General features: G+C 63.7%; 18 protein-coding genes. 7 read left to right on the top strand and 11 right to left on the bottom strand.

What is annotated here, in order from left to right:
* Positions 1-6: 6 nt before the first annotated feature.
* The 4 genes from rlmH to PVZ78_RS27870 are packed head-to-tail and all read right to left on the bottom strand — an operon-like array spanning position 7 to position 2876.
* Positions 7-474 (bottom strand): 23S rRNA (pseudouridine(1915)-N(3))-methyltransferase RlmH, encoded by a 468-nt coding sequence (gene rlmH, locus PVZ78_RS27885; RefSeq protein ID WP_009051038.1) that lies wholly within the window; start codon positions 472-474, stop codon positions 7-9.
* A gap of 9 nt (positions 475-483) precedes the next feature.
* Complete coding sequence (gene rsfS, locus PVZ78_RS27880; RefSeq protein ID WP_009051039.1) at positions 484-906, bottom strand: ribosome silencing factor; 423 nt, start codon at positions 904-906, stop codon at positions 484-486.
* Between the two features lie 60 nt (positions 907-966).
* Entirely contained in the window at positions 967-1611 is a 645-nt protein-coding gene (nadD, locus tag PVZ78_RS27875) for a nicotinate-nucleotide adenylyltransferase (protein ID WP_009051040.1), read from the bottom strand.
* Positions 1611-2876 carry a glutamate-5-semialdehyde dehydrogenase gene (locus PVZ78_RS27870; protein WP_009051041.1) on the bottom strand — a complete coding sequence of 422 codons (1266 nt, stop codon included), beginning with the start codon at positions 2874-2876 and terminating at the stop codon, positions 1611-1613. The genes nadD and PVZ78_RS27870 overlap by 1 nt, the downstream gene beginning before the upstream one ends.
* Positions 2877-3052: 176 nt before the next feature.
* Here PVZ78_RS27870 and PVZ78_RS27865 point away from each other — a divergent pair, with 176 nt between their 5' ends.
* Both PVZ78_RS27865 and PVZ78_RS27860 read left to right on the top strand, forming a co-directional pair.
* The gene (locus PVZ78_RS27865) at positions 3053-3739 is read left to right on the top strand and encodes a DNA-3-methyladenine glycosylase (protein ID WP_028683488.1); all 687 of its coding nucleotides are present in this window, start codon (positions 3053-3055) and stop codon (positions 3737-3739) included.
* A gap of 95 nt (positions 3740-3834) precedes the next feature.
* The gene (locus PVZ78_RS27860; RefSeq protein ID WP_124302187.1) at positions 3835-5151 is read left to right on the top strand and encodes a bifunctional DedA family/phosphatase PAP2 family protein; all 1317 of its coding nucleotides are present in this window, start codon (positions 3835-3837) and stop codon (positions 5149-5151) included.
* Positions 5152-5170: 19 nt separating this feature from the next.
* Here the strand turns inward: PVZ78_RS27860 and PVZ78_RS27855 are convergent, their stop codons facing one another.
* Genes PVZ78_RS27855 through PVZ78_RS27845 form a run of 3 tightly spaced genes read right to left on the bottom strand, consistent with a single transcriptional unit; the run spans position 5171 to position 6847 of the window.
* Positions 5171-5761 (bottom strand): LON peptidase substrate-binding domain-containing protein, encoded by a 591-nt coding sequence (locus tag PVZ78_RS27855; RefSeq protein WP_009051044.1) that lies wholly within the window; start codon positions 5759-5761, stop codon positions 5171-5173.
* A gap of 10 nt (positions 5762-5771) precedes the next feature.
* Positions 5772-6488, bottom strand: coding sequence for an LrgB family protein (locus PVZ78_RS27850; protein ID WP_009051045.1), 717 nt, complete (start codon positions 6486-6488; stop codon positions 5772-5774).
* A complete protein-coding gene (locus tag PVZ78_RS27845) occupies positions 6485-6847 on the bottom strand; it encodes a CidA/LrgA family protein (protein ID WP_053269999.1) in 363 nt (120 codons plus the stop codon). The genes PVZ78_RS27850 and PVZ78_RS27845 overlap by 4 nt, the downstream gene beginning before the upstream one ends.
* Positions 6848-7029: 182 nt before the next feature.
* On the opposite strand from PVZ78_RS27845, the gene PVZ78_RS27840 reads away from it, so the two are divergent.
* The 3 genes from PVZ78_RS27840 (at position 7030) to PVZ78_RS27830 (ending at position 9977) form a co-directional block, all read left to right on the top strand.
* Positions 7030-7485, top strand: a complete 456-nt coding sequence (locus PVZ78_RS27840; protein ID WP_009051047.1) for a MaoC family dehydratase — start codon at positions 7030-7032, stop codon at positions 7483-7485.
* Positions 7486-7588: 103 nt separating this feature from the next.
* Complete coding sequence (locus PVZ78_RS27835; protein WP_038635515.1) at positions 7589-9307, top strand: C13 family peptidase; 1719 nt, start codon at positions 7589-7591, stop codon at positions 9305-9307.
* A gap of 28 nt (positions 9308-9335) precedes the next feature.
* Positions 9336-9977 carry an oxidoreductase gene (locus tag PVZ78_RS27830; RefSeq protein WP_009051049.1) on the top strand — a complete coding sequence of 214 codons (642 nt, stop codon included), beginning with the start codon at positions 9336-9338 and terminating at the stop codon, positions 9975-9977.
* Positions 9978-10076: 99 nt separating this feature from the next.
* Here PVZ78_RS27830 and PVZ78_RS27825 read toward each other — a convergent pair whose 3' ends face one another.
* From PVZ78_RS27825 to PVZ78_RS27810, 4 genes are all read right to left on the bottom strand, one after another.
* Positions 10077-10364 (bottom strand): YceK/YidQ family lipoprotein, encoded by a 288-nt coding sequence (locus PVZ78_RS27825; RefSeq protein WP_009051050.1) that lies wholly within the window; start codon positions 10362-10364, stop codon positions 10077-10079.
* Positions 10357-10989 carry a flavin prenyltransferase UbiX gene (gene ubiX / locus PVZ78_RS27820; RefSeq protein WP_007927126.1) on the bottom strand — a complete coding sequence of 211 codons (633 nt, stop codon included), beginning with the start codon at positions 10987-10989 and terminating at the stop codon, positions 10357-10359. The genes PVZ78_RS27825 and ubiX overlap by 8 nt, the downstream gene beginning before the upstream one ends.
* Entirely contained in the window at positions 10986-12335 is a 1350-nt protein-coding gene (gene mpl, locus PVZ78_RS27815; RefSeq protein ID WP_016702691.1) for a UDP-N-acetylmuramate:L-alanyl-gamma-D-glutamyl-meso-diaminopimelate ligase, read from the bottom strand. The genes ubiX and mpl overlap by 4 nt, the downstream gene beginning before the upstream one ends.
* Positions 12336-12628: 293 nt before the next feature.
* A complete protein-coding gene (locus tag PVZ78_RS27810) occupies positions 12629-14545 on the bottom strand; it encodes a sigma-54-dependent Fis family transcriptional regulator (protein WP_110175889.1) in 1917 nt (638 codons plus the stop codon).
* A 434-nt stretch (positions 14546-14979) separates the two neighbouring features.
* On the opposite strand from PVZ78_RS27810, the gene exaC reads away from it, so the two are divergent.
* Together exaC and eat are read left to right on the top strand one after the other, a co-directional pair.
* Positions 14980-16500, top strand: a complete 1521-nt coding sequence (gene exaC, locus PVZ78_RS27805) for an acetaldehyde dehydrogenase ExaC (RefSeq protein WP_007924088.1) — start codon at positions 14980-14982, stop codon at positions 16498-16500.
* Positions 16501-16666: 166 nt separating this feature from the next.
* Positions 16667-18115, top strand: a complete 1449-nt coding sequence (gene eat, locus PVZ78_RS27800; protein ID WP_101283685.1) for an ethanolamine permease — start codon at positions 16667-16669, stop codon at positions 18113-18115.
* The last annotated feature ends 8 nt before the right edge of the window (positions 18116-18123 follow it).

Here is an 18123-nt window from a genome sequence, read left to right as displayed (position 1 = left end):
CGCGGGCTATTTGTGATAAGGGTGCCCGGACAGGACTGTCCAGGCGCGATACAGCTGTTCACCGATCAGGATCCGTACCAACGGGTGCGGCAAGGTCAAAGGCGACAGCGACCAGCGCTGGTCCGCCCGCGCGCAGACTTCCGGCGCCAGCCCCTCGGGGCCGCCGACCATGAAGTTCACGGTGCGCGAGTCGAGGCGCCAGCGATCCAGTTCCACCGCCAGCTGCTCGGTGCTCCAGGGCTTGCCGTGGACCTCGAGGGTGACGATCCGCTCGTTCTGGCCGACCTTGGCCAGCATGGCTTCGCCTTCCTGACGGATGAAACGGGCCACATCGGCGTTCTTGCCACGGGTATTGAGCGGTATTTCCACCAGTTCCAGCGCCAGTTCGGATGGCAGACGCTTGGCATACTCGTGCCAACCCTCTTCCACCCACTTGGGCATGCGTGAACCGACAGCGATCAGACGCAGGCGCACAGCCGTCCCTTATTGCTGGTCTTTGTTGAGCTTGGTGAAGTGCTCATGGGTGTGTTCCGGGCTGTGGTGCTTGCCATCGGCCGCACGGCTCTGCTCGGCGCCCTGCCACAGGCGTTCCAGGTCGTAGAACTGGCGTGCGGAGGCGGTCATCATGTGCACGATCACGTCGTCCAGGTCCAGCAGCACCCAGTCGCTGTCGCCCTTGCCTTCTTCACCCAGCGGCTTGACGCCCTGGGCCTTGACCATCTCGCGGACCTTTTCCAGCATCGCGCCGATCTGGCGGTTGGAAGTACCGGTGGCGATGATCATGTAGTCGGTGATGCTCTGCTTGTCGCGAACATCGATCACCAGGACGTCCTGGGCCTTGACGTCTTCCAGCGCGGCGACTGCCACCTTGACCAGATCTTCGCCTTTCATTACTTGGTTAGTCATATAAAACTCGTTCAGCTCGTATGTTTGGCGCGTTGCACGGCATCGGCCGGCAGCGCGCCTTCAGTTCGGCCCACGGTAAAGACCGTGTGCATCGATATAGGCCAGGACCGCATCAGGCACCAGGAAACGTACCGACTTACCGCTGGCCAGCAGTTGACGGATCTGGGTGGCGGACACCGCGAGCGGTGTCTGCCAGACGAATGCAATGTGTCCTCCAGGCCCTTGCAGGGCCAGGGGATCGCTCACCGAGCGCGCCGCCAGCAGGTTGCGCAACGCATCCGGCGGCTCGCTGTCGGCATCCGGGCGTTGCAGCACCAGGATGTGGCAATGCTGGAGCAACTCTTCCCAGCGATGCCAGGTAGGCAGGCCGCAAAAAGCGTCCCAGCCCAGCAACAGGAACAACTGGTCATCCGCGGCCATCTCGGCCCGCATCTGTTCCAGGGTGTCTATGGTGTAGGACGGCTTGTCCCGTTTCAGCTCACGGTCGTCCACCACCAGAGGTGAAACGCCCGCCACCGCGCACTCGACCATCGCCAGACGGTCCAGGGCCGACACCTGCGGCGTATCGCGATGCGGTGGCCGCGCGCTGGGCGTCAGCCGCAGCTCATCGAGCCCCAGCGAATCGGCCACCTCCAGCGCGCTGCGCAGGTGACCGATGTGCACGGGGTCGAAGGTACCGCCCAGCAGACCGATACGTTTGCTCATCAAGTGCGCACATGGCCGTCGCCGAAGACGACATATTTCTCGCTGGTCAGCCCTTCCAGGCCGACCGGACCACGGGCGTGCAGCTTATCGGTGGAAATACCGATCTCCGCGCCCAGGCCATATTCGAAACCGTCGGCAAACCGGGTCGAGGCATTGACCATCACCGAGCTGGAATCCACCTCGTTGAGGAAACGCCGGGCGTCGGTGAAGTTCTCGGTGACGATGGCGTCGGTGTGCTGCGAACCGTAGGTGTTGATGTGCTCGATGGCCGCGTCCAGGCTGTCGACCACCAGGATCGACAGGATTGGCGCGGTGTATTCGGTGCGCCAGTCTTCTTCGGTGGCCTCGATCACATCGTCGCCCAGCAAGGCACGGGTACGCGGGCAACCGCGCAGCTCGACCTTCTTGTCGCGATAGATCGCCGCCAGCGGCGGCAATACGCGCTCGGCAATACCGGCGTGGACCAGCAGGGTCTCCATGGTGTTGCAGGGCGCGTAACGCTGGGTCTTGGCGTTATCGGCGATGCGAATCGCCTTGTCCAGGTCGGCCGCCACGTCGATGAACACATGGCAGACGCCGTCCAGGTGCTTGATCACCGGCACCTTGGCGTCGCGGCTGACCCGCTCGATCAGGCTCTTGCCGCCACGCGGCACGATCACGTCGACGAACTCGGGCATGGTGATCAGCGCGCCAACGGCCGCGCGATCGGTGGTTTCCACCACCTGCACCACTTGCGCCGGCAGGCCGGCCACCGCCAGCCCTTGCTGGATGCAGGTGGCAATGGCGCGATTGGAATTGATCGCCTCGGAGCCGCCACGCAGGATGGTCGCGTTGCCGGACTTCAGGCACAGGCTGGCAGCATCGATGGTCACGTTGGGACGCGACTCGTAGATGATGCCGATCACGCCCAGGGGCACGCGCATCTTGCCGACCTGGATGCCCGAAGGCAGGTAGCGCATATCGCGGATTTCACCGATGGGGTCAGGCAGCTTGGCCACCTGACGCAGGCCTTCGATCATTTCGTCGATACGCACCGGGGTCAGCGCCAGACGATCGAGCAATGCCGGTTCCAGACCATTGGCCCGGCCGTTGGCCAGGTCCTGCTCATTGGCTGCGCTCAGCTCGGGGCGAGCAGCGTCCAATGCATCGGCAGCCGCCAGCAATGCGCGGTTTTTCTGCGCAGTGGTGGCACGGGCGATTACCCGCGAGGCTTCGCGGGCAGCGCGACCCAAACGGGTCATGTAGTCAAGAACGGACTCAGTCATGGTCTGCTGTGGTCTTGGCAAAGAGGAAAGCGGCTGATTATAGCTGTCGCGCCGGTCCACGGACAGCGGTCACGGGCGGATGGTCGAAATGGACGGCAAATACCTCTCGTTCAGCCTGAATTAAGCCTGGAATTGATATCATTCCGACCCAATTCCCGTCATCGCTCCTGGCCACCATGTCCATTCTGTCCACTCCGACGCTGCCCAAGGCCCTGCCCGACAGCTTTTTCGATCGAGACGCCCAGGTCCTGGCCCGTGAACTGCTCGGCAAAATCATCCGCCATCGGGTCGGCGATCTGTGGCTGTCGGCGCGCATTATCGAAACAGAAGCCTATTACTGCGAGGAAAAAGGCAGCCATGCCTCCCTTGGCTACACAGAAAAGCGTAAGGCTTTGTTTCTGGACGGTGGCCACATCTATATGTACTACGCCCGCGGCGGCGACTCGCTGAACTTCAGCGCCCAGGGGCCGGGCAACGCGGTGCTGATCAAGTCGGCCTACCCCTGGGTCGACGAAGTCTCGGGCCCCGCCAGCCTGGCGCAGATGCTCCTGAACAATCCCGACGCCAGCGGCCGGCCGCGCCCCTCGCAGAAGCTCTGCGCCGGCCAGACCCTGCTGTGCAAGGCACTGGGCCTGAAAGTCCCGGTGTGGGATGCCAAGCGCTTCGACCATGAAGTGCTGTTCGTCGAGGATGTCGGCACGCCCGTCGCCAGCGTCATCCAGACCACCCGCCTGGGCATCCCTCACGGCCGCGATGAGCACTTGATGTACCGCTTTGTCGACGCCGCCTACGCCCCCTACTGCACCCGGAACCCGCTACGTCGCGGGCAGGTCGAAGGTCGCGACTATTTGCTGCTCGATTGATCCCTTTCGCAGGAACCGGCGTGCCCGCGGATGGTTTTATCGCGAGCAAGTCCGCTTCTACAGTTAACCCACCGAATAATCGGAGTTGAAAACCTATGGGCCAATGGCTCGACGGAATAACCGGCTGGCTGACGATGAATCCCCAATGGCTGGCGGCAGCCGTGTTCATCGTCGCCTGCGTCGAATGCCTGGCGATTGCCGGCCTGATCGTGCCTGGCACCGTGCTGCTGTTCGCCATTGCCGTGATGGCCGGCAGCGGCGCTCTGTCCCTGGGTGAAACCCTGGCGCTGGGGTTCTTCGGCGGTTTGCTCGGGGACGTGGTGTCCTACCTGCTGGGCCGGCGTTTTCACCAGAACATCCGCCGCCTGCCGGGGCTGCGCCATCACCCGGAATGGATCAACGGCGCCGAAGCCTATTTCCAGCGTTACGGTATCGCCAGCCTGTTGGTCGGACGCTTTATCGGTCCCTTGCGCCCCATGCTGCCGATGGTCGCCGGCATGTTCGACATGTCGTTCCCGCGTTTTTTCGCCGTCAGCCTGCTGGCCGCGGCCGGCTGGACAGTCGCCTACCTGCTGCCGGGCTGGGCCACGGGCGCGGCGATCCGCCTGCCCTTGCCTGAAGGTTTCTGGCCGCAAGCGGGAATAGTCGCCGCCAGCATCGCCCTGCTGCTGGGCCTGAGCATCAACAGCACCGTGCGCCGCCATCGCAAGGCCAGCCCGTTGGTGGCCGGCCTCAGCCTGGCGATCCTGGCTGGGCTGTTCATTGGTTACCCCTACCTGAACCATTTCGACCAGGGCCTGATGGCCCTGGTCCAGGAGCACCGCAGCCCGGCAATGGACGAGGTGATGGTGGTGCTCACCCAGTTCGGCGAATTCCGCACCATGCTGCTCGCCAGCGCCCTGGTCACCCTGCTGTTGCTGGTTGCCCGGCAATGGCGGCAGGCGATTTTTGCGGGCGCCACGCTGCTGTGCACTGCGCTGGCCAACACCGGCACCAAGCTGTTCTTCGCCCGCATGCGCCCGGAAGTCCTGACCGACCCACTGACCAGCTACAGCATGCCCAGCGGCCACAGTTCCGGCTCGTTCGCCCTGTTCCTGACCCTGGCGGTGCTCGCCGGTCGCGGCCAACCGCCACGCATGCGCCTGACCTGGCTGCTGCTGGGCTGTCTGCCGGCGGCCGCGATTGCCGTGTCGCGGATTTACCTGGGTGCACATTGGCCCTCCGACATCCTCGCCGGCGCCATGCTTGCCGCCTGCGTGTGCGCCGCCAGCCTGTGGGTCGCCCAGCGCCAGACCCCGCTGGAACCCATGCCGGCCAAGATCTGGTGGCTGGTATTGCCAGCGCTGATCGCGTTGTTCGGTTTCGAGGCAGTCAGGCATCTACCGCACGCCATGCTGCGTTATGCGTATTGAGGTGTTGTAGCCGCGAGGATCAGGCGAACAGCTCGCCCTGCAATTCGTCCAGCAAGGCCTGGATCGCATCCAGGCGTTGTTGCGGATCGTCCAGTTGCAACAGGTCGATCTTGTCCAGTTCGGAGAATGGCAACAGATAAGCCAACTGGTTGGCCAGCGACTGCTGGCCAGTGGCTTCGGTACCCATGTTCAGGGCTTCGACCATCGGGTGCTCGGCCAGCGCCTTGAGCAAGGCGATCAGGTCCCCGTCTTCCTCCTGCAGCGGCCGCTCCGGCGCCTCGCCCAGCCACTCGACTTCAGCCACCCGCAACTGATCGCGCTGCACTTCGCTGCTCAGCACCCGAAAACGCCGCCCGCCCTTGACCCGGATCCCCAGCAGGCCGTTGTCCTGCTGATGGAAGTCGGTGATCAGCGCTTCGCAGCCCACCCGCGCGAAACCTTCCGGGGCGATGCCCACCTCTTCGCCCTCAAGGATGCACACCACGCCGAAGCCACTGCCCTGTTTCATGCAGCGACCGATCATGTCCAGGTAGCGCGCCTCGAAAATCTGCAAATCGAGAATGCAGTCGGGGAACAGCACCGTGTTCAGCGGGAAAAGCGCCAGGCTCATACAGGTTTCCTTAAACCACCAACGACACCGCCAACGGCAGGAAGACCGCCGTGGCCACACCCATCAGACTCATCGCCAGCGCCGCGAAAGCACCGCACTCGTCACTTTCCTGCAAGGCCACCGAAGTGCCCACCGCGTGAGCCGTCATGCCCAGCGCCATGCCTCGGGCTTCCGGGCTGTGCACCTGCAAGCGATTGAGGATGGCCGGACCGAAAATCGCCCCGATCACCCCGGTGATCAATACGAACACCGCGGCCAGCGCTGCGACCCCGCCAATCTGTTCGGCCACCAGCATGGCGATCGGCGAGGTCACCGATTTCGGCGCCATGGTCATCAGGATCATGTTCTCGGCACCGAACCACCACCCCAGCAGTACGCCCAGGCCGGTGGCGACCACCCCTCCAATCACCAGCGTAGTAAATATCGGCCAGAACAACTGCCGAATCCGCCGCAGGTTGAGGTACAGCGGTACGGCCAGCGCCACTGTGGCCGGGCCCAGGAGAATACTGAGGATCTCCGTGCTCTTGCGGTACTCGGCGTAGCTCAAGCCACAGCCCAGCAGCACACCGATCACCAGCAACATGGAGACCAGCACCGGTTGCAGAAAGATCCAGCGGGTTTTCTCGAAGGCCGCGAGCACCAGTTGATAGGCGCCCAGGGTAATGCCGATGCCGAACAAGGGATGGTGGATCACCGACGCCCAGGCGCCCTGCCAGTCGAACATCATTGGCCGCCCTCCCGATGTCCGTGGCGCTTGACCAGCCGCTGCATCAACACGCCGACGAAAGCCATGGAGATCACCAGCGACAACACCAGGGCGCCGACTATCGCCCAGAAATCCGCAGCGATATCCGCCGCGTACACCATCACCCCCACCGCGGGCGGCACCAGCAACAGCGGCAGGTAACGCAGGAGGCTGGAGGCGGCCAGGTTCAGCGGCTCGCCTACCTCGCCGCGCGCCACCAGGAAAATCAGCAGCAACAGCAGACCAACAATCGGCCCCGGCAGGATCGGCAACAACAGATGATTGATCGCCGTGCCGAGCAATTGAAACAGCACCAGCCATGTCAGACCGCGTAACAACATCTCTCATCCCCCCCCGAAAAAACGCCGGGCATTATAAGCACGCGAACGCTATGCACCGGCATTCGCCAAAAGCATGGAAGGTTGACCGGAGCAAACCCCCATGATGATCTACAGTGGGTTGTCAGGGGGTACGCCCCCGCCCCTTTAGAACGATAAAACCGATGAACCCAAGGAGAGTCTCAATGCCGTATGTTCCTGTTGCAGAGCTCAAAGATTATGTCGGAAAGGAACTAGGACGTTCCGAATGGCTCACCATCGATCAGCAGCGTATCAACCTGTTCGCTGAAGCCACGGGTGACTTCCAGTTCATCCACGTAGACCCGGTAAAAGCCGCCCAGACACCGTTCGGCGGCACCATTGCCCACGGTTTCCTGTCGCTGTCGCTGATCCCGAAACTGATGGAAGACATCCTGATCCTGCCCGAGGGTCTGAAGATGGTGGTCAACTACGGCCTGGACAGCGTGCGCTTCATCCAGCCGGTCAAGGTCGATTCCAGGGTCCGCCTCAAGGTCGACCTGGTGGACGTCACCGAGAAGAAACCCGGCCAATGGCTGCTCAAGGCCACCGCCACACTGGAAATCGAAGGCCAGGAAAAACCAGCCTACATCGCCGAGCCATTGTCCCTCTGCTTTGTCTGAAACCTTCCTGATGCGAAACAGCTCATGCTGTTTCGCGCAGCCTCTCTATATATAAGCCTCGTTGCTGCGGCATACTCGGTCCCCTAATTATCCGGATCCCGCTATGCGCCCACTTGTACCCCTGGCTCTGACCCTGTTGCTCACCGCATGTGGAGACGGCGAATCGCTGCTGCCTCCCGATGCCCGTCTGCCGGACGGTGGTCGCTACCGCGGCGATGTGGTCAACGGGTTGTTGCAGGGACAAGGCCGCATCGACTACCCCAACGGCAGTTGGTATGCCGGCCAGTTCGACAGCGGCCAGTGGCATGGCCAGGGCGAATGGCACGGCAGTGACGGCGAGGTCTACCGCGGACAATTCCAGCAGGGCCTGTTCCACGGCCAGGGCAGCCTGACCACCAAGGACAGCAGCTACACCGGTGGTTTCAAACTGGGCCGGCGCGACGGTGAAGGCACCCTCAAGGAACGCGGCATGACCTACCGCGGCGAATTCAAGTCCGACCTGTATTCCGGGCTCGGCCGCCTCGAGCTGGAAGACGGCAGCCAGTACCAGGGCCAGTTCTCCCGCGGCAAGCCCAACGGCCAGGGCCAGCGCAGCGATGCCAGCGGCAACCAGTTCAGCGGCCAGTTCGTCGACGGCCAGCTGGAAGGCAACGGCACTTTCAGCAGCGCCGAGGGCGATCTCTACGTTGGCGGCTTCAAACAGAACCAGCTCAGCGGTAAGGGTCGCTACGAAAACGCCGACGGCGATGTCTGGATCGGCCAGTTCAAGGAAGGCGCCCTCAGTGGCAAGGGTGAACTGATCGGCGTCGACGGCAGCCATTACATTGGCCGTTTCAGCGACTGGCGCTTCAGCGGCCAGGGCCGCCTGAACCTCAGCGACGGCAGCTTCTATATCGGTGGCTTCGAAGGCGACAACTACCAGGGCCACGGCGTGCTGGTACTGCGCGATGGCACCGTGCAAAGCGGCGACTGGATCAACGGCCTGCGGGTTCGCGATGCCGACGGCCGACTGTTGCCCGACCCGTTGGAGACCGGCCTCCTGGCCCAGGGCCGCCTGCTCGACGACGCCCTCGGCGCGGTGCCGGCGTCGACGCCCGCCATCGAGCTCTATAGCCTGACGCTGGCCGGCGATGGCAAGCAAAGCGTATTTCTGCGCGAGGCCGACTATGTCAGCAACATGCTCGCCACCCGCTTCGGCGCCTATGGGCAGATCCGCCTGGTCAACCACCGCGACCGCCTCGACAGCCGCCCTATGGCCACCCGGGAAAACCTGCGGCGCGCGGTACAGGTCCTGGCCGAACGCAGCGGCCCGGAAGACCTGCTGTTCATCTACCTGACCAGCCACGGCACCAGCGAACACGAACTGGTGCTCGACCAGCCACGCCTGGAGCTGGCCGACCTGCCGGCCGACGAGTTGGCCGCGGTGCTGGCGCCCCTGAAAAACCGCGACAAGATCATCGTGATCTCGGCCTGTTATTCCGGCGGATTCATTCCCGCGCTCAAGGATGAGCGGACCCTGATCATGACCGCTTCACAGGCCGACCGCGTATCGTTCGGCTGCTCGGAAGAGGCCGACTTCACCTACTTCGGCGATGCCCTGTTCGCCCAGGCGCTGAACCAGACCGACGACCTGGAACAGGCCTTCAAACTGGCCCGGGCGACCGTGGCCGAACGCGAACTGGCGGATAACTTCGAAGCCTCCGAACCGCAGATCTGGGCGCCCAAGGGGGTCTTGGCGCACTGGCAGCATCTGCGCAAGCAGCAAGCACGAAAGGCGCTGCAAAGCGCCGCCAACGACAGCAAGGAAGCAAAGAGCAACTAAGCTGAAACAGTATCAAGGGGGAAACACTATGTACTTGACGCCTCAGCATATCTTGCTCGCCGGCGCGACCGGCCTGACTGGCGAGCACTTGCTCGACCGCCTGCTCAACGAACCCACGGTAACCCGCGTACTGGCGCCCAGCCGGCGTCCCTTGAGCGAACACCCACGCCTGCAAAACCCGGTCGGCGACCCGGCGGTACTCCTGCCGCAACTCAGCGGCCGGGTGGACCTGGCGTTCTGCTGCCTGGGCACCACCCTCAAGAAAGCCGGCTCCGAACAGGCGTTCCGTGCCGTCGACCTGGACCTGGTGGTGGCCTTCGGCAAGCGCGCACGGGAGATGGGCGCGCGGCACCTAGTCGTGATCAGCGCCCTGGGCGCGGACGCGAAATCCTCGATTTTCTACAACCGGGTCAAAGGCGAAATGGAACAGGCGCTGAAGGCCCAGGACTGGCCGCAACTGACCATTTGCCGGCCATCGCTGCTGCTCGGCGAACGTATCGAACCGCGTCTCGCCGAACAGTTGGCCGGGCCGCTGTCCAAGCTGATTCCCGGCAAATACCATGGCATCGAAGCCTGCCATCTGGCCCGGGCCATGTGGCGCCTGGCACTGGAAGAACAGGATGGCGTGCGGATCGTTGAGTCCGACGAATTGCGCAAGCTGGGTAAATAACGGGCATCAGACAGCATCGCGGGCAAGCTCCGCTCCTACACAAGCATATGCTTTTCTGCAGGAGCGAGCGGGCGGCGATCCGACTTGCCCGCGAAGGAACTACAACCCGCCTGTAGCCTGAAACCCAACCCCCAATACCGTCAGTACCGACAGCGGCAACAGCAGCGTGTCGAGCAAGGCGCTGGCCGGCAGGTCGACACCCGGATAGCTCGGCGCTTCAGCCCCGAAACGATCCATCGGGCAACAGCCGCCCTGCATCACATACAGATCCAGGCGCGTCCCGGAATACACCACCGGCGCCCCCGGCTTGGCCGCGTTCAGCGTACGCGCCGTGGCGCAACCGCCCAGCTGCAGGGCGACCAGCAGGATCAGCAGCGACTTACTCATCGCTGCTCAGATGATGCTCGCCCCACCGCGGCAACATGTCCTGCGGGATGTTCAGCAGGTTGAGAATCCGCGCCACGACAAAATCCACCAGGTCGTCAATGGTCTGCGGCTGGTGATAGAAACCCGGAGAGGCCGGCAGAATGGTCACGCCCATGTTCGACAGCTTGAGCATGTTCTCCAGGTGGATGCTGGAGTAAGGCGCCTCGCGCGGCACCAGGATCAACTGGCGGCGCTCCTTCAGGGTGACGTCCGCCGCGCGCTCGATCAGGTTGTTGCAGGCGCCTGTGGCGATGGCCGACAAGGTGCCGGTGGAGCAAGGCACCACCACCATCGCCGCCGGCGAGCCGGAGCCCGAGGCCACCGGCGACATCCAGTCTTCCTTGCCATACACGCGGATCTGCCCGGCAGCAGCACCGGTGTACTCGGTGAGGAAGGCCTGCATGGTCTGCGGCTTGGACGGCAGGGTCACGTCGGTCTCGGTCGCCATCACCAGCTGCGCGGCCTTGGAGATCAGGAAGTGCACTTCACGGTCTTCGCGCACCAGGCAATCCAGCAGGCGCAGGCCATACTGGGCGCCCGAGGCGCCGGTCATCGCCAGGGTGATGCGTTCCGGGCCGTTGTTCATCGCAGTGCCTCGGCCAGTTTGCCGTGCAGGCCACCGAAGCCGCCATTGCTCATGATCACCACGTGAGTGCCCGGCTTGGCCTGGCTCTTCACCCGCTCGATGATGCCTTCCAGGGAATCGCTGACAATCGATGGCACGGTGCACAGCGCGGCGGTGGCGCCCAGGTCCCAGCCAAGGTTGGCCGGCGAATACCAGACCACTTGATCGGCCTGGTTGACGCTTTCCGGCAGCCCGTCACGGTGAGCGCCGAGCTTCATGGAGTTGGAGCGCGGCTCGATGATCGCAATCAACGGCGCATCGCCGATGCGCTTGCGCAGGCCGTCCAGAGTAGTGGCGATGGCGGTCGGGTGGTGAGCGAAGTCGTCATAGATGGTGATGCCATGGACTTCAGCGACCTTCTCCATCCGCCGCTTGACGCTCTTGAATGCGCTCAGCGCAGCGATGCCCATGGCCGGCACCACACCGACATGGCGCGCCGCGGCCAGGGTGGCCAGGGCGTTGGCAACGTTGTGCTGGCCGGTCAGGTCCCACTCGACCACGCCTTGGGCCTCGCCCTCGAACATCACTTCGAACTTCGAGCCGTCTTCGCTGAGCAGCTTGACCTGCCATTGGCCGCCCGCGCCGGTGGTTTGCACCGGGGTCCAGCAGCCCATGTCGATCACCCGCAACAAGGCCGGTTCGGTGGTCGGGTGGATGACCAGGCCTTCGCTCGGGATGGTCCGCACCAGGTGGTGGAACTGCCGTTCGATAGCCGGCAGATCGGGGAAGATGTCTGCGTGATCGAACTCGAGGTTGTTCAGGATCGCCGTGCGCGGACGGTAGTGCACGAACTTCGAGCGCTTGTCGAAGAAGGCACTGTCGTATTCATCGGCCTCGATCACGAAGAACGGTGTGCCACCCAGGCGGGCCGACACCGAGAAGTTCTGCGGCACGCCGCCGATCAGGAAGCCAGGGCTCATGCCCGCATGCTCCAGCACCCAGGCCAGCATGCTGCTGGTGGTGGTCTTGCCGTGGGTGCCGGCGACCGCCAGGACCCAGCGGCCTTGCAGCACATGGTCGGCCAGCCATTGCGGGCCGGAAACATAGGGCAGGCCCTTGTTCAGCACATACTCCACCGCCGGGTTGCCGCGGGACATGGCGTTGCCGATCACCACCAGGTCCGGCGCCGGGTCAAGCTGGGCCGGGTCGTAGCCCTGGGTCAACTCGATGCCCTGGGCTTCGAGCTGGGTGCTCATCGGCGGGTAGACGTTGGCATCGGAGCCGGTGACATGATGGCCCAGCTCTTTGGCCAGAACCGCCATCGAGCCCATGAAGGTGCCGCAAATACCGAGAATATGAATGTGCATAGAAGGCCTCGTAAAACATCGAGGCAGGTTAGCGTAGAGGGCTGCAAATCGCACTCTTTAGCTGATGGGGGAACACGCGGTTGTCACTGCCGGAGGCTATGACGAGTTCTGTGGGGCTTTTGCCGGGGAATCGCCCGAACGCGGCTGGAGGCTTGGACCGCGGTTACCGATGTATCGGCGGCTGCGCCGCCTGTCGCGAGCAATCGAGCGTCGACCGGCTGCTCCTACAGAGGAATGCGCATCTTCTGTAGGAGCGAGGCTTGCCCGCGATGAACGATGACACGGTGCCAGGCCTAGCGAGCGATCCCATGCTTGCGCAGCTTTCTATAGAGGGTGTTGCGGCTCACCCCCAACTGCTCGGCGGTGTGGGTCATATGCCAGCGCTGTTGTTCCAGGGCGTTGAGCAAGGCCAGGCGTTCGGCATCGTCCAGCGGGTATTCGCCCGCCTCCTCGACAGCTGCCGGCACCGGCGCCGGGCGGCCCTGGCGAATCATCGCCGGTATATCCTCCAGGCCGATTCGCCCGTGGTCGCAGAGCGCCGCCAGGGTGCGCAACACGTTGCGCAGTTGCCGCACATTGCCTGGCCAATGGAAGTCCAGCAGGGCCTGGCGCGCCGGGCCGTCGAGCGACACCTGCTGATCGCCGGCTTCCTCCGCCAGGAGAAAGTCCAGCAGCTGGGATTTGTCGCTGCGCTCGCGCAGTGCCGGCAAGGCGATTTCCAGGCCATTGAGCCGGTAGTACAGATCCTCGCGGAAGCTGCCATCCCGTACCCGCTCCAGCAGGTCTCGGTGGGTGGCGCTGATGATGCGCACGTTGACCGCCTGCGGCTCGCCGCCGATAGGCACCACCATGCGATCTTCCAGCACCCGCAGCAGACGGGTCTGCAAGGCCAGCGGCATATCGCCGATTTCATCGAGGAACAGCGTGCCGCCATCGGCCTGCTGCAACTTGCCGCGCATGCCTTCCTTGCGCGCCCCGGTGAAGCTGCCGCCGCGATAACCGAACAGCTCGCTTTCGATCAGGCTTTCGGGAATCGCCGCGCAGTTCAAGGCAACGAAGGCTTTCTCCGCCCGCTGGCTGGCCTGGTGCACCGCCTTGGCGAACGCCTCCTTGCCGGAGCCGGTCTCGCCGTTGATCAGCAGCGGCACATCGCGCTCGAACACGCGCAAGGATTTGCGGAAGTCTTCTTGCAGGGCCGCATCGCCCAGGCAGATCCCGGACAGGCGCGGCCGCTCTTCCACCAGCGCCCTCGGCGGCAACGGTTTCGGCACGCTGCGCGGCTGGCCGCGCAACACCGCGAACAGATGCCGGCCATCGCGGGTACGCAGCGGCCAGCTGGCGCTGGCATTGATACTGGCGCGGCCCAGCAACTCGTCCAGCGAGCAGTCGAAAAAGGCTTCCACCGGTTTGCCCAGCAAGCCACCGCGAATATGCCCCAGCAGGTTCAAGGCGCTCTGGTTCACCGCGCTGATCCGCCCTTCCCCGTCGAACGCCAGCAGGCCTTCGCTGAACAAGCCGACGGACTCGGCCTGCAGGTGAAAACGCAGCAACCATTGATTGTCGAAATAGCGCAGGAAATAGCAGCTCTCGATCATCTTCGCCGAGAGATTGACCAGGGCCATGGTGTGGAACTGGCTCTGCCGCGACACATCCGGGCGCGCCGAGGAAACGTCGAGCACCGCCAGCAGTTCGCCGTGGGGGTCGAACACCGGGCTGGCCGAGCAGGTCAGGCCGGTGTGACGGCCACGGAAATGCTCGTCCTGATGGATGGTCAGGGACTGGCGCTCCACCAGGCAGGTGCCGATGCCATTGGTGCCCTCGCAAGCCTCGCTCCAGTCGGCGCCGAGCCAGAGCCCGGCGCGTTCGAAAATCTTGCGCTCGGTGGGCGCGGTGACGCAGTTGAGGATCACCCCGCGGGCGTCGGTCAGCAGCACCGCATGGCCAGCGCCGGATAATTGCTGGTGCAGGCTGGTCATCTCGTTGCCAGCGATCTGCAGCACCTGCTGCAGGCGTTCGCGGCTTTCCAGCAGGCGGCCATGTTCGAGCACGGTAGGCGCCATGCTCAGCGCCGGGTCGAGGTGATAGTCCTCCAGGCAACGCAGCCAGGAACGGGCGATGGAAGGATCGCTGCCAGGCCCCTGCAGATGGGCCTTGCCTTGGGTCACGGTCAGCACTTGCTGGGCGTGCCGGGTGAGGTGATTGCTGTGCATTTCTTATTGTTCTCCCCGAGAGGTAAGACCCGGATCGCTCGTCAAGCGAACCCTGTAGCCGCTGCCGAAGGCTGCGATAAGGTCCGCAGGGCCTTTAGCGGTTGCCAGAACGACGCCCGCTTTGCGGTCGATCGCAGCCTTCGGCAGCGGCTACATCGACCCCTTCAGATCAAGGCGAAGCCCAGCATCCTCCAGCCATGGATGCATTGCAATGCCGCTTCGACCAATGAGTCACGGGCTGTGCCATAAAGGGTACAAAGTGTCACCCACCCTGTGCCACAACTGCCACAGACACTCGGCGCAGGGCCGCTGAAACATTCGCAAACCCTTGATTTACCTGGCCTGCAACGCAGTGGCCCGGGCTTTGCTCTACGCTTTTACAAGCGCAACAGCGCGTCCTCCCCTATAAGCACAAAAGCCAGGAGATACCCACCATGCGTTATGCACACCCCGGTACTGAAGGCGCTATCGTTTCGTTCAAGAGCAAATACGGTAACTACATCGGCGGCGAATTCGTCGCGCCTGTCAAAGGTCAGTACTTCACCAATACCTCGCCAGTAAACGGCCAACCGATCGCCGAATTCCCGCGCTCCACCGCCGAAGACATCGAGAAAGCCCTGGACGCCGCCCATGCCGCCGCCGATGCCTGGGGTGCCACCTCGGCACAGGCCCGCTCGCTGATCCTGCTGAAAATCGCCGACCGCATCGAGCAGAACCTCGAACTGCTGGCCATCACCGAAACCTGGGACAACGGCAAGGCCGTGCGCGAAACCCTCAACGCCGACATCCCCCTGGCCGCCGACCACTTCCGTTACTTCGCTGGCTGCCTGCGGGCCCAGGAAGGCAGCGCCGCGGAAATCGACGGCAACACCGTGGCCTATCACATTCACGAACCGCTGGGCGTGGTCGGGCAGATCATCCCGTGGAACTTCCCGCTGCTGATGGCCGCCTGGAAACTCGCGCCCGCCCTGGCCGCCGGTAACTGCGTGGTACTCAAGCCGGCCGAGCAGACCCCGCTGGGCATCTGCGTGCTGATGGAGCTGATCGGCGACCTGCTGCCGCCGGGCGTGCTCAACGTGGTGCAAGGCTTCGGCAAGGAAGCGGGCGAAGCCCTGGCGACCAGCAAGCGCATCGCCAAGATCGCCTTCACCGGTTCGACCCCGGTGGGCTCGCACATCATGAAATGCGCCGCCGAGAACATCATCCCGTCCACCGTGGAACTGGGCGGCAAGTCACCGAACATCTTCTTCGCCGACATCATGCAGGCCGAACCGAGCTTCATCGAAAAGGCCGCCGAAGGCCTGGTGCTGGCGTTCTTCAACCAGGGCGAAGTCTGCACCTGCCCGTCCCGCGCCCTGGTGGAAGAGTCGATCTACGACGAGTTCATGCAAGTGGTGATGAAAAAGGTCGAACAGATCAAGCGCGGCGACCCGCTGGATACCGACACCATGGTCGGTGCCCAGGCATCCGAGCAGCAGTTCGACAAGATCCTCTCGTACCTGGAAATCGCCAAGGGCGAAGGCGCGCAGCTGCTGACCGGCGGCAAGGTGGAAAAACTCGAGGGCAACCTGGCCAGTGGTTATTACATCCAGCCGACCCTGCTCAAGGGCAACAACAAGATGCGCGTGTTCCAGGAAGAAATCTTCGGCCCGGTGGTGAGCATCACCACCTTCAAGGACGAAGCCGAAGCCCTGGCCATCGCCAACGACACCGAGTTCGGCCTCGGCGCCGGCCTCTGGACCCGCGACATCAACCGCGCCTACCGCATGGGCCGGGCGATCAAGGCCGGTCGTGTGTGGACCAACTGCTACCACCTGTACCCCGCCCACGCGGCGTTCGGCGGTTACAAGAAGTCCGGCGTCGGCCGTGAAACCCACAAGATGATGCTCGACCACTACCAGCAGACCAAAAACCTGCTGGTGAGCTACGACATCAATCCGCTGGGCTTCTTCTAAAGCCAATCAAGCCAGGGACAAGGGTGGAGCCGCCAGTGCGGCTTCACCCTTGGGGGCCGGTCGCGAACACGCTTGCGATGACGGCCTCAAGGCAAAACACACCATCGCCTTGCAACACCGATCCGGTCTGCCGACCGGGCACAACAATAAGAACAGGTGAACCCTTATGCCTAGCGAACATACCGGCGTGCAGCCGGCTGGCTCTTCGGTCGACTTTGAAAAAGTCGGCTCCGACTATTTCCAACAACGCGAACTGAAAAAAGGCGCGGCAGGCTGGGTCCTGCTGGTGGGCCTGGGTGTGGCCTACGTCATCTCCGGCGACTATGCCGGCTGGAACTTCGGCCTGGCCCAGGGCGGCTGGGGCGGCATGTTCCTCGCCACCTTGCTGATGGCCACCATGTACCTGTGCATGTGCTTTTCCCTGGCCGAACTGTCCTCGATGATCCCTACCGCCGGCGGCGGCTACGGTTTTGCCCGCAGTGCCTTCGGCCCCTGGGGCGGCTTTCTCACCGGGACCGCGATCCTCATCGAATACGCCATCGCCCCGGCGGCAATCGCGGTGTTTATCGGCGCCTATTGCCAGTCGCTGTTCGGCATCGGCGGCTGGATGATCTATCTGGTGTTCTACATCGTGTTCATCGCCATCCACATCTTCGGGGTCGGCGAGGCGCTGAAGCTGATGTTCATCATCACCGCCGTCGCCGCCCTGGCCCTGGGCGTGTTCCTGGTGGCGATGGTGCCGCACTTCTCCGTCGCCAACCTGCTGGACATCCCGGTCACCGAGGCCGTGGGCGCCAGCAGCTTCCTGCCGTTCGGTTATGTCGGCGTGTGGGCGGCGATTCCCTACGCCATCTGGTTCTTCCTGGCGGTCGAAGGCGTGCCGCTGGCCGCGGAAGAAACCAAGAACCCCAAACGCGACCTGCCGCGCGGCCTGATCGGCGCCATGCTGGTGCTGCTGAGCTTCGCCCTGCTGATCCTGGTGATCGGCCCGGGCGGCGCGGGGGCCAACGCCCTGCTGACCTCGGGCAACCCGCTGGTGGAAGCCCTGGCCAAGGCCTACGGCGGTTCGACCTGGATGGGCAGCTTCGTCAACCTGGTGGGCCTGGCCGGCTTGATCGCCAGTTTCTTCTCGATCATCTACGCCTACTCGCGGCAGATTTTCGCCCTGTCCCGCGCCGGCTACCTGCCGCGCAAGCTGTCGGAAACCAACAAGAGCAAGGCGCCGGTCCTGGCGCTGGTGATCCCCGGGATCATCGGCTTCGGCCTGTCGCTGACCGGCCAGGGCGACCTGCTGATCCTGGTGGCGGTGTTCGGCGCGACCATCTCCTACGTGCTGATGATGGCCGCGCACATCACCCTGCGCATCCGTCGCCCCAAAATGGATCGTCCGTACCGCACCCCGGGCGGCATCTTCACCTCCGGCGTGGCCCTGGTACTGGCCTGCATCGCCGTGGTGGCGGGCTTCCTGGTGGATCCGCGGGTGGTCATTGGCGCCGCGATCATCTATGGAGTATTAATTGCTTACTTTGCTTTCTACAGTCGGCATCACTTGGTAGCAGGCACGCCCGAAGAAGAATTCGCGGCCATTCAGAAAGCTGAAGAAGCCTTGCACTAACCGCCGAA

This window comes from Pseudomonas sp. SBT1-2 (assembly GCF_028640875.1).
Taxonomy (GTDB): domain Bacteria; phylum Pseudomonadota; class Gammaproteobacteria; order Pseudomonadales; family Pseudomonadaceae; genus Aquipseudomonas; species Aquipseudomonas chlororaphis_I.
This window is presented reverse-complemented; position numbering and strand designations above follow the sequence as displayed.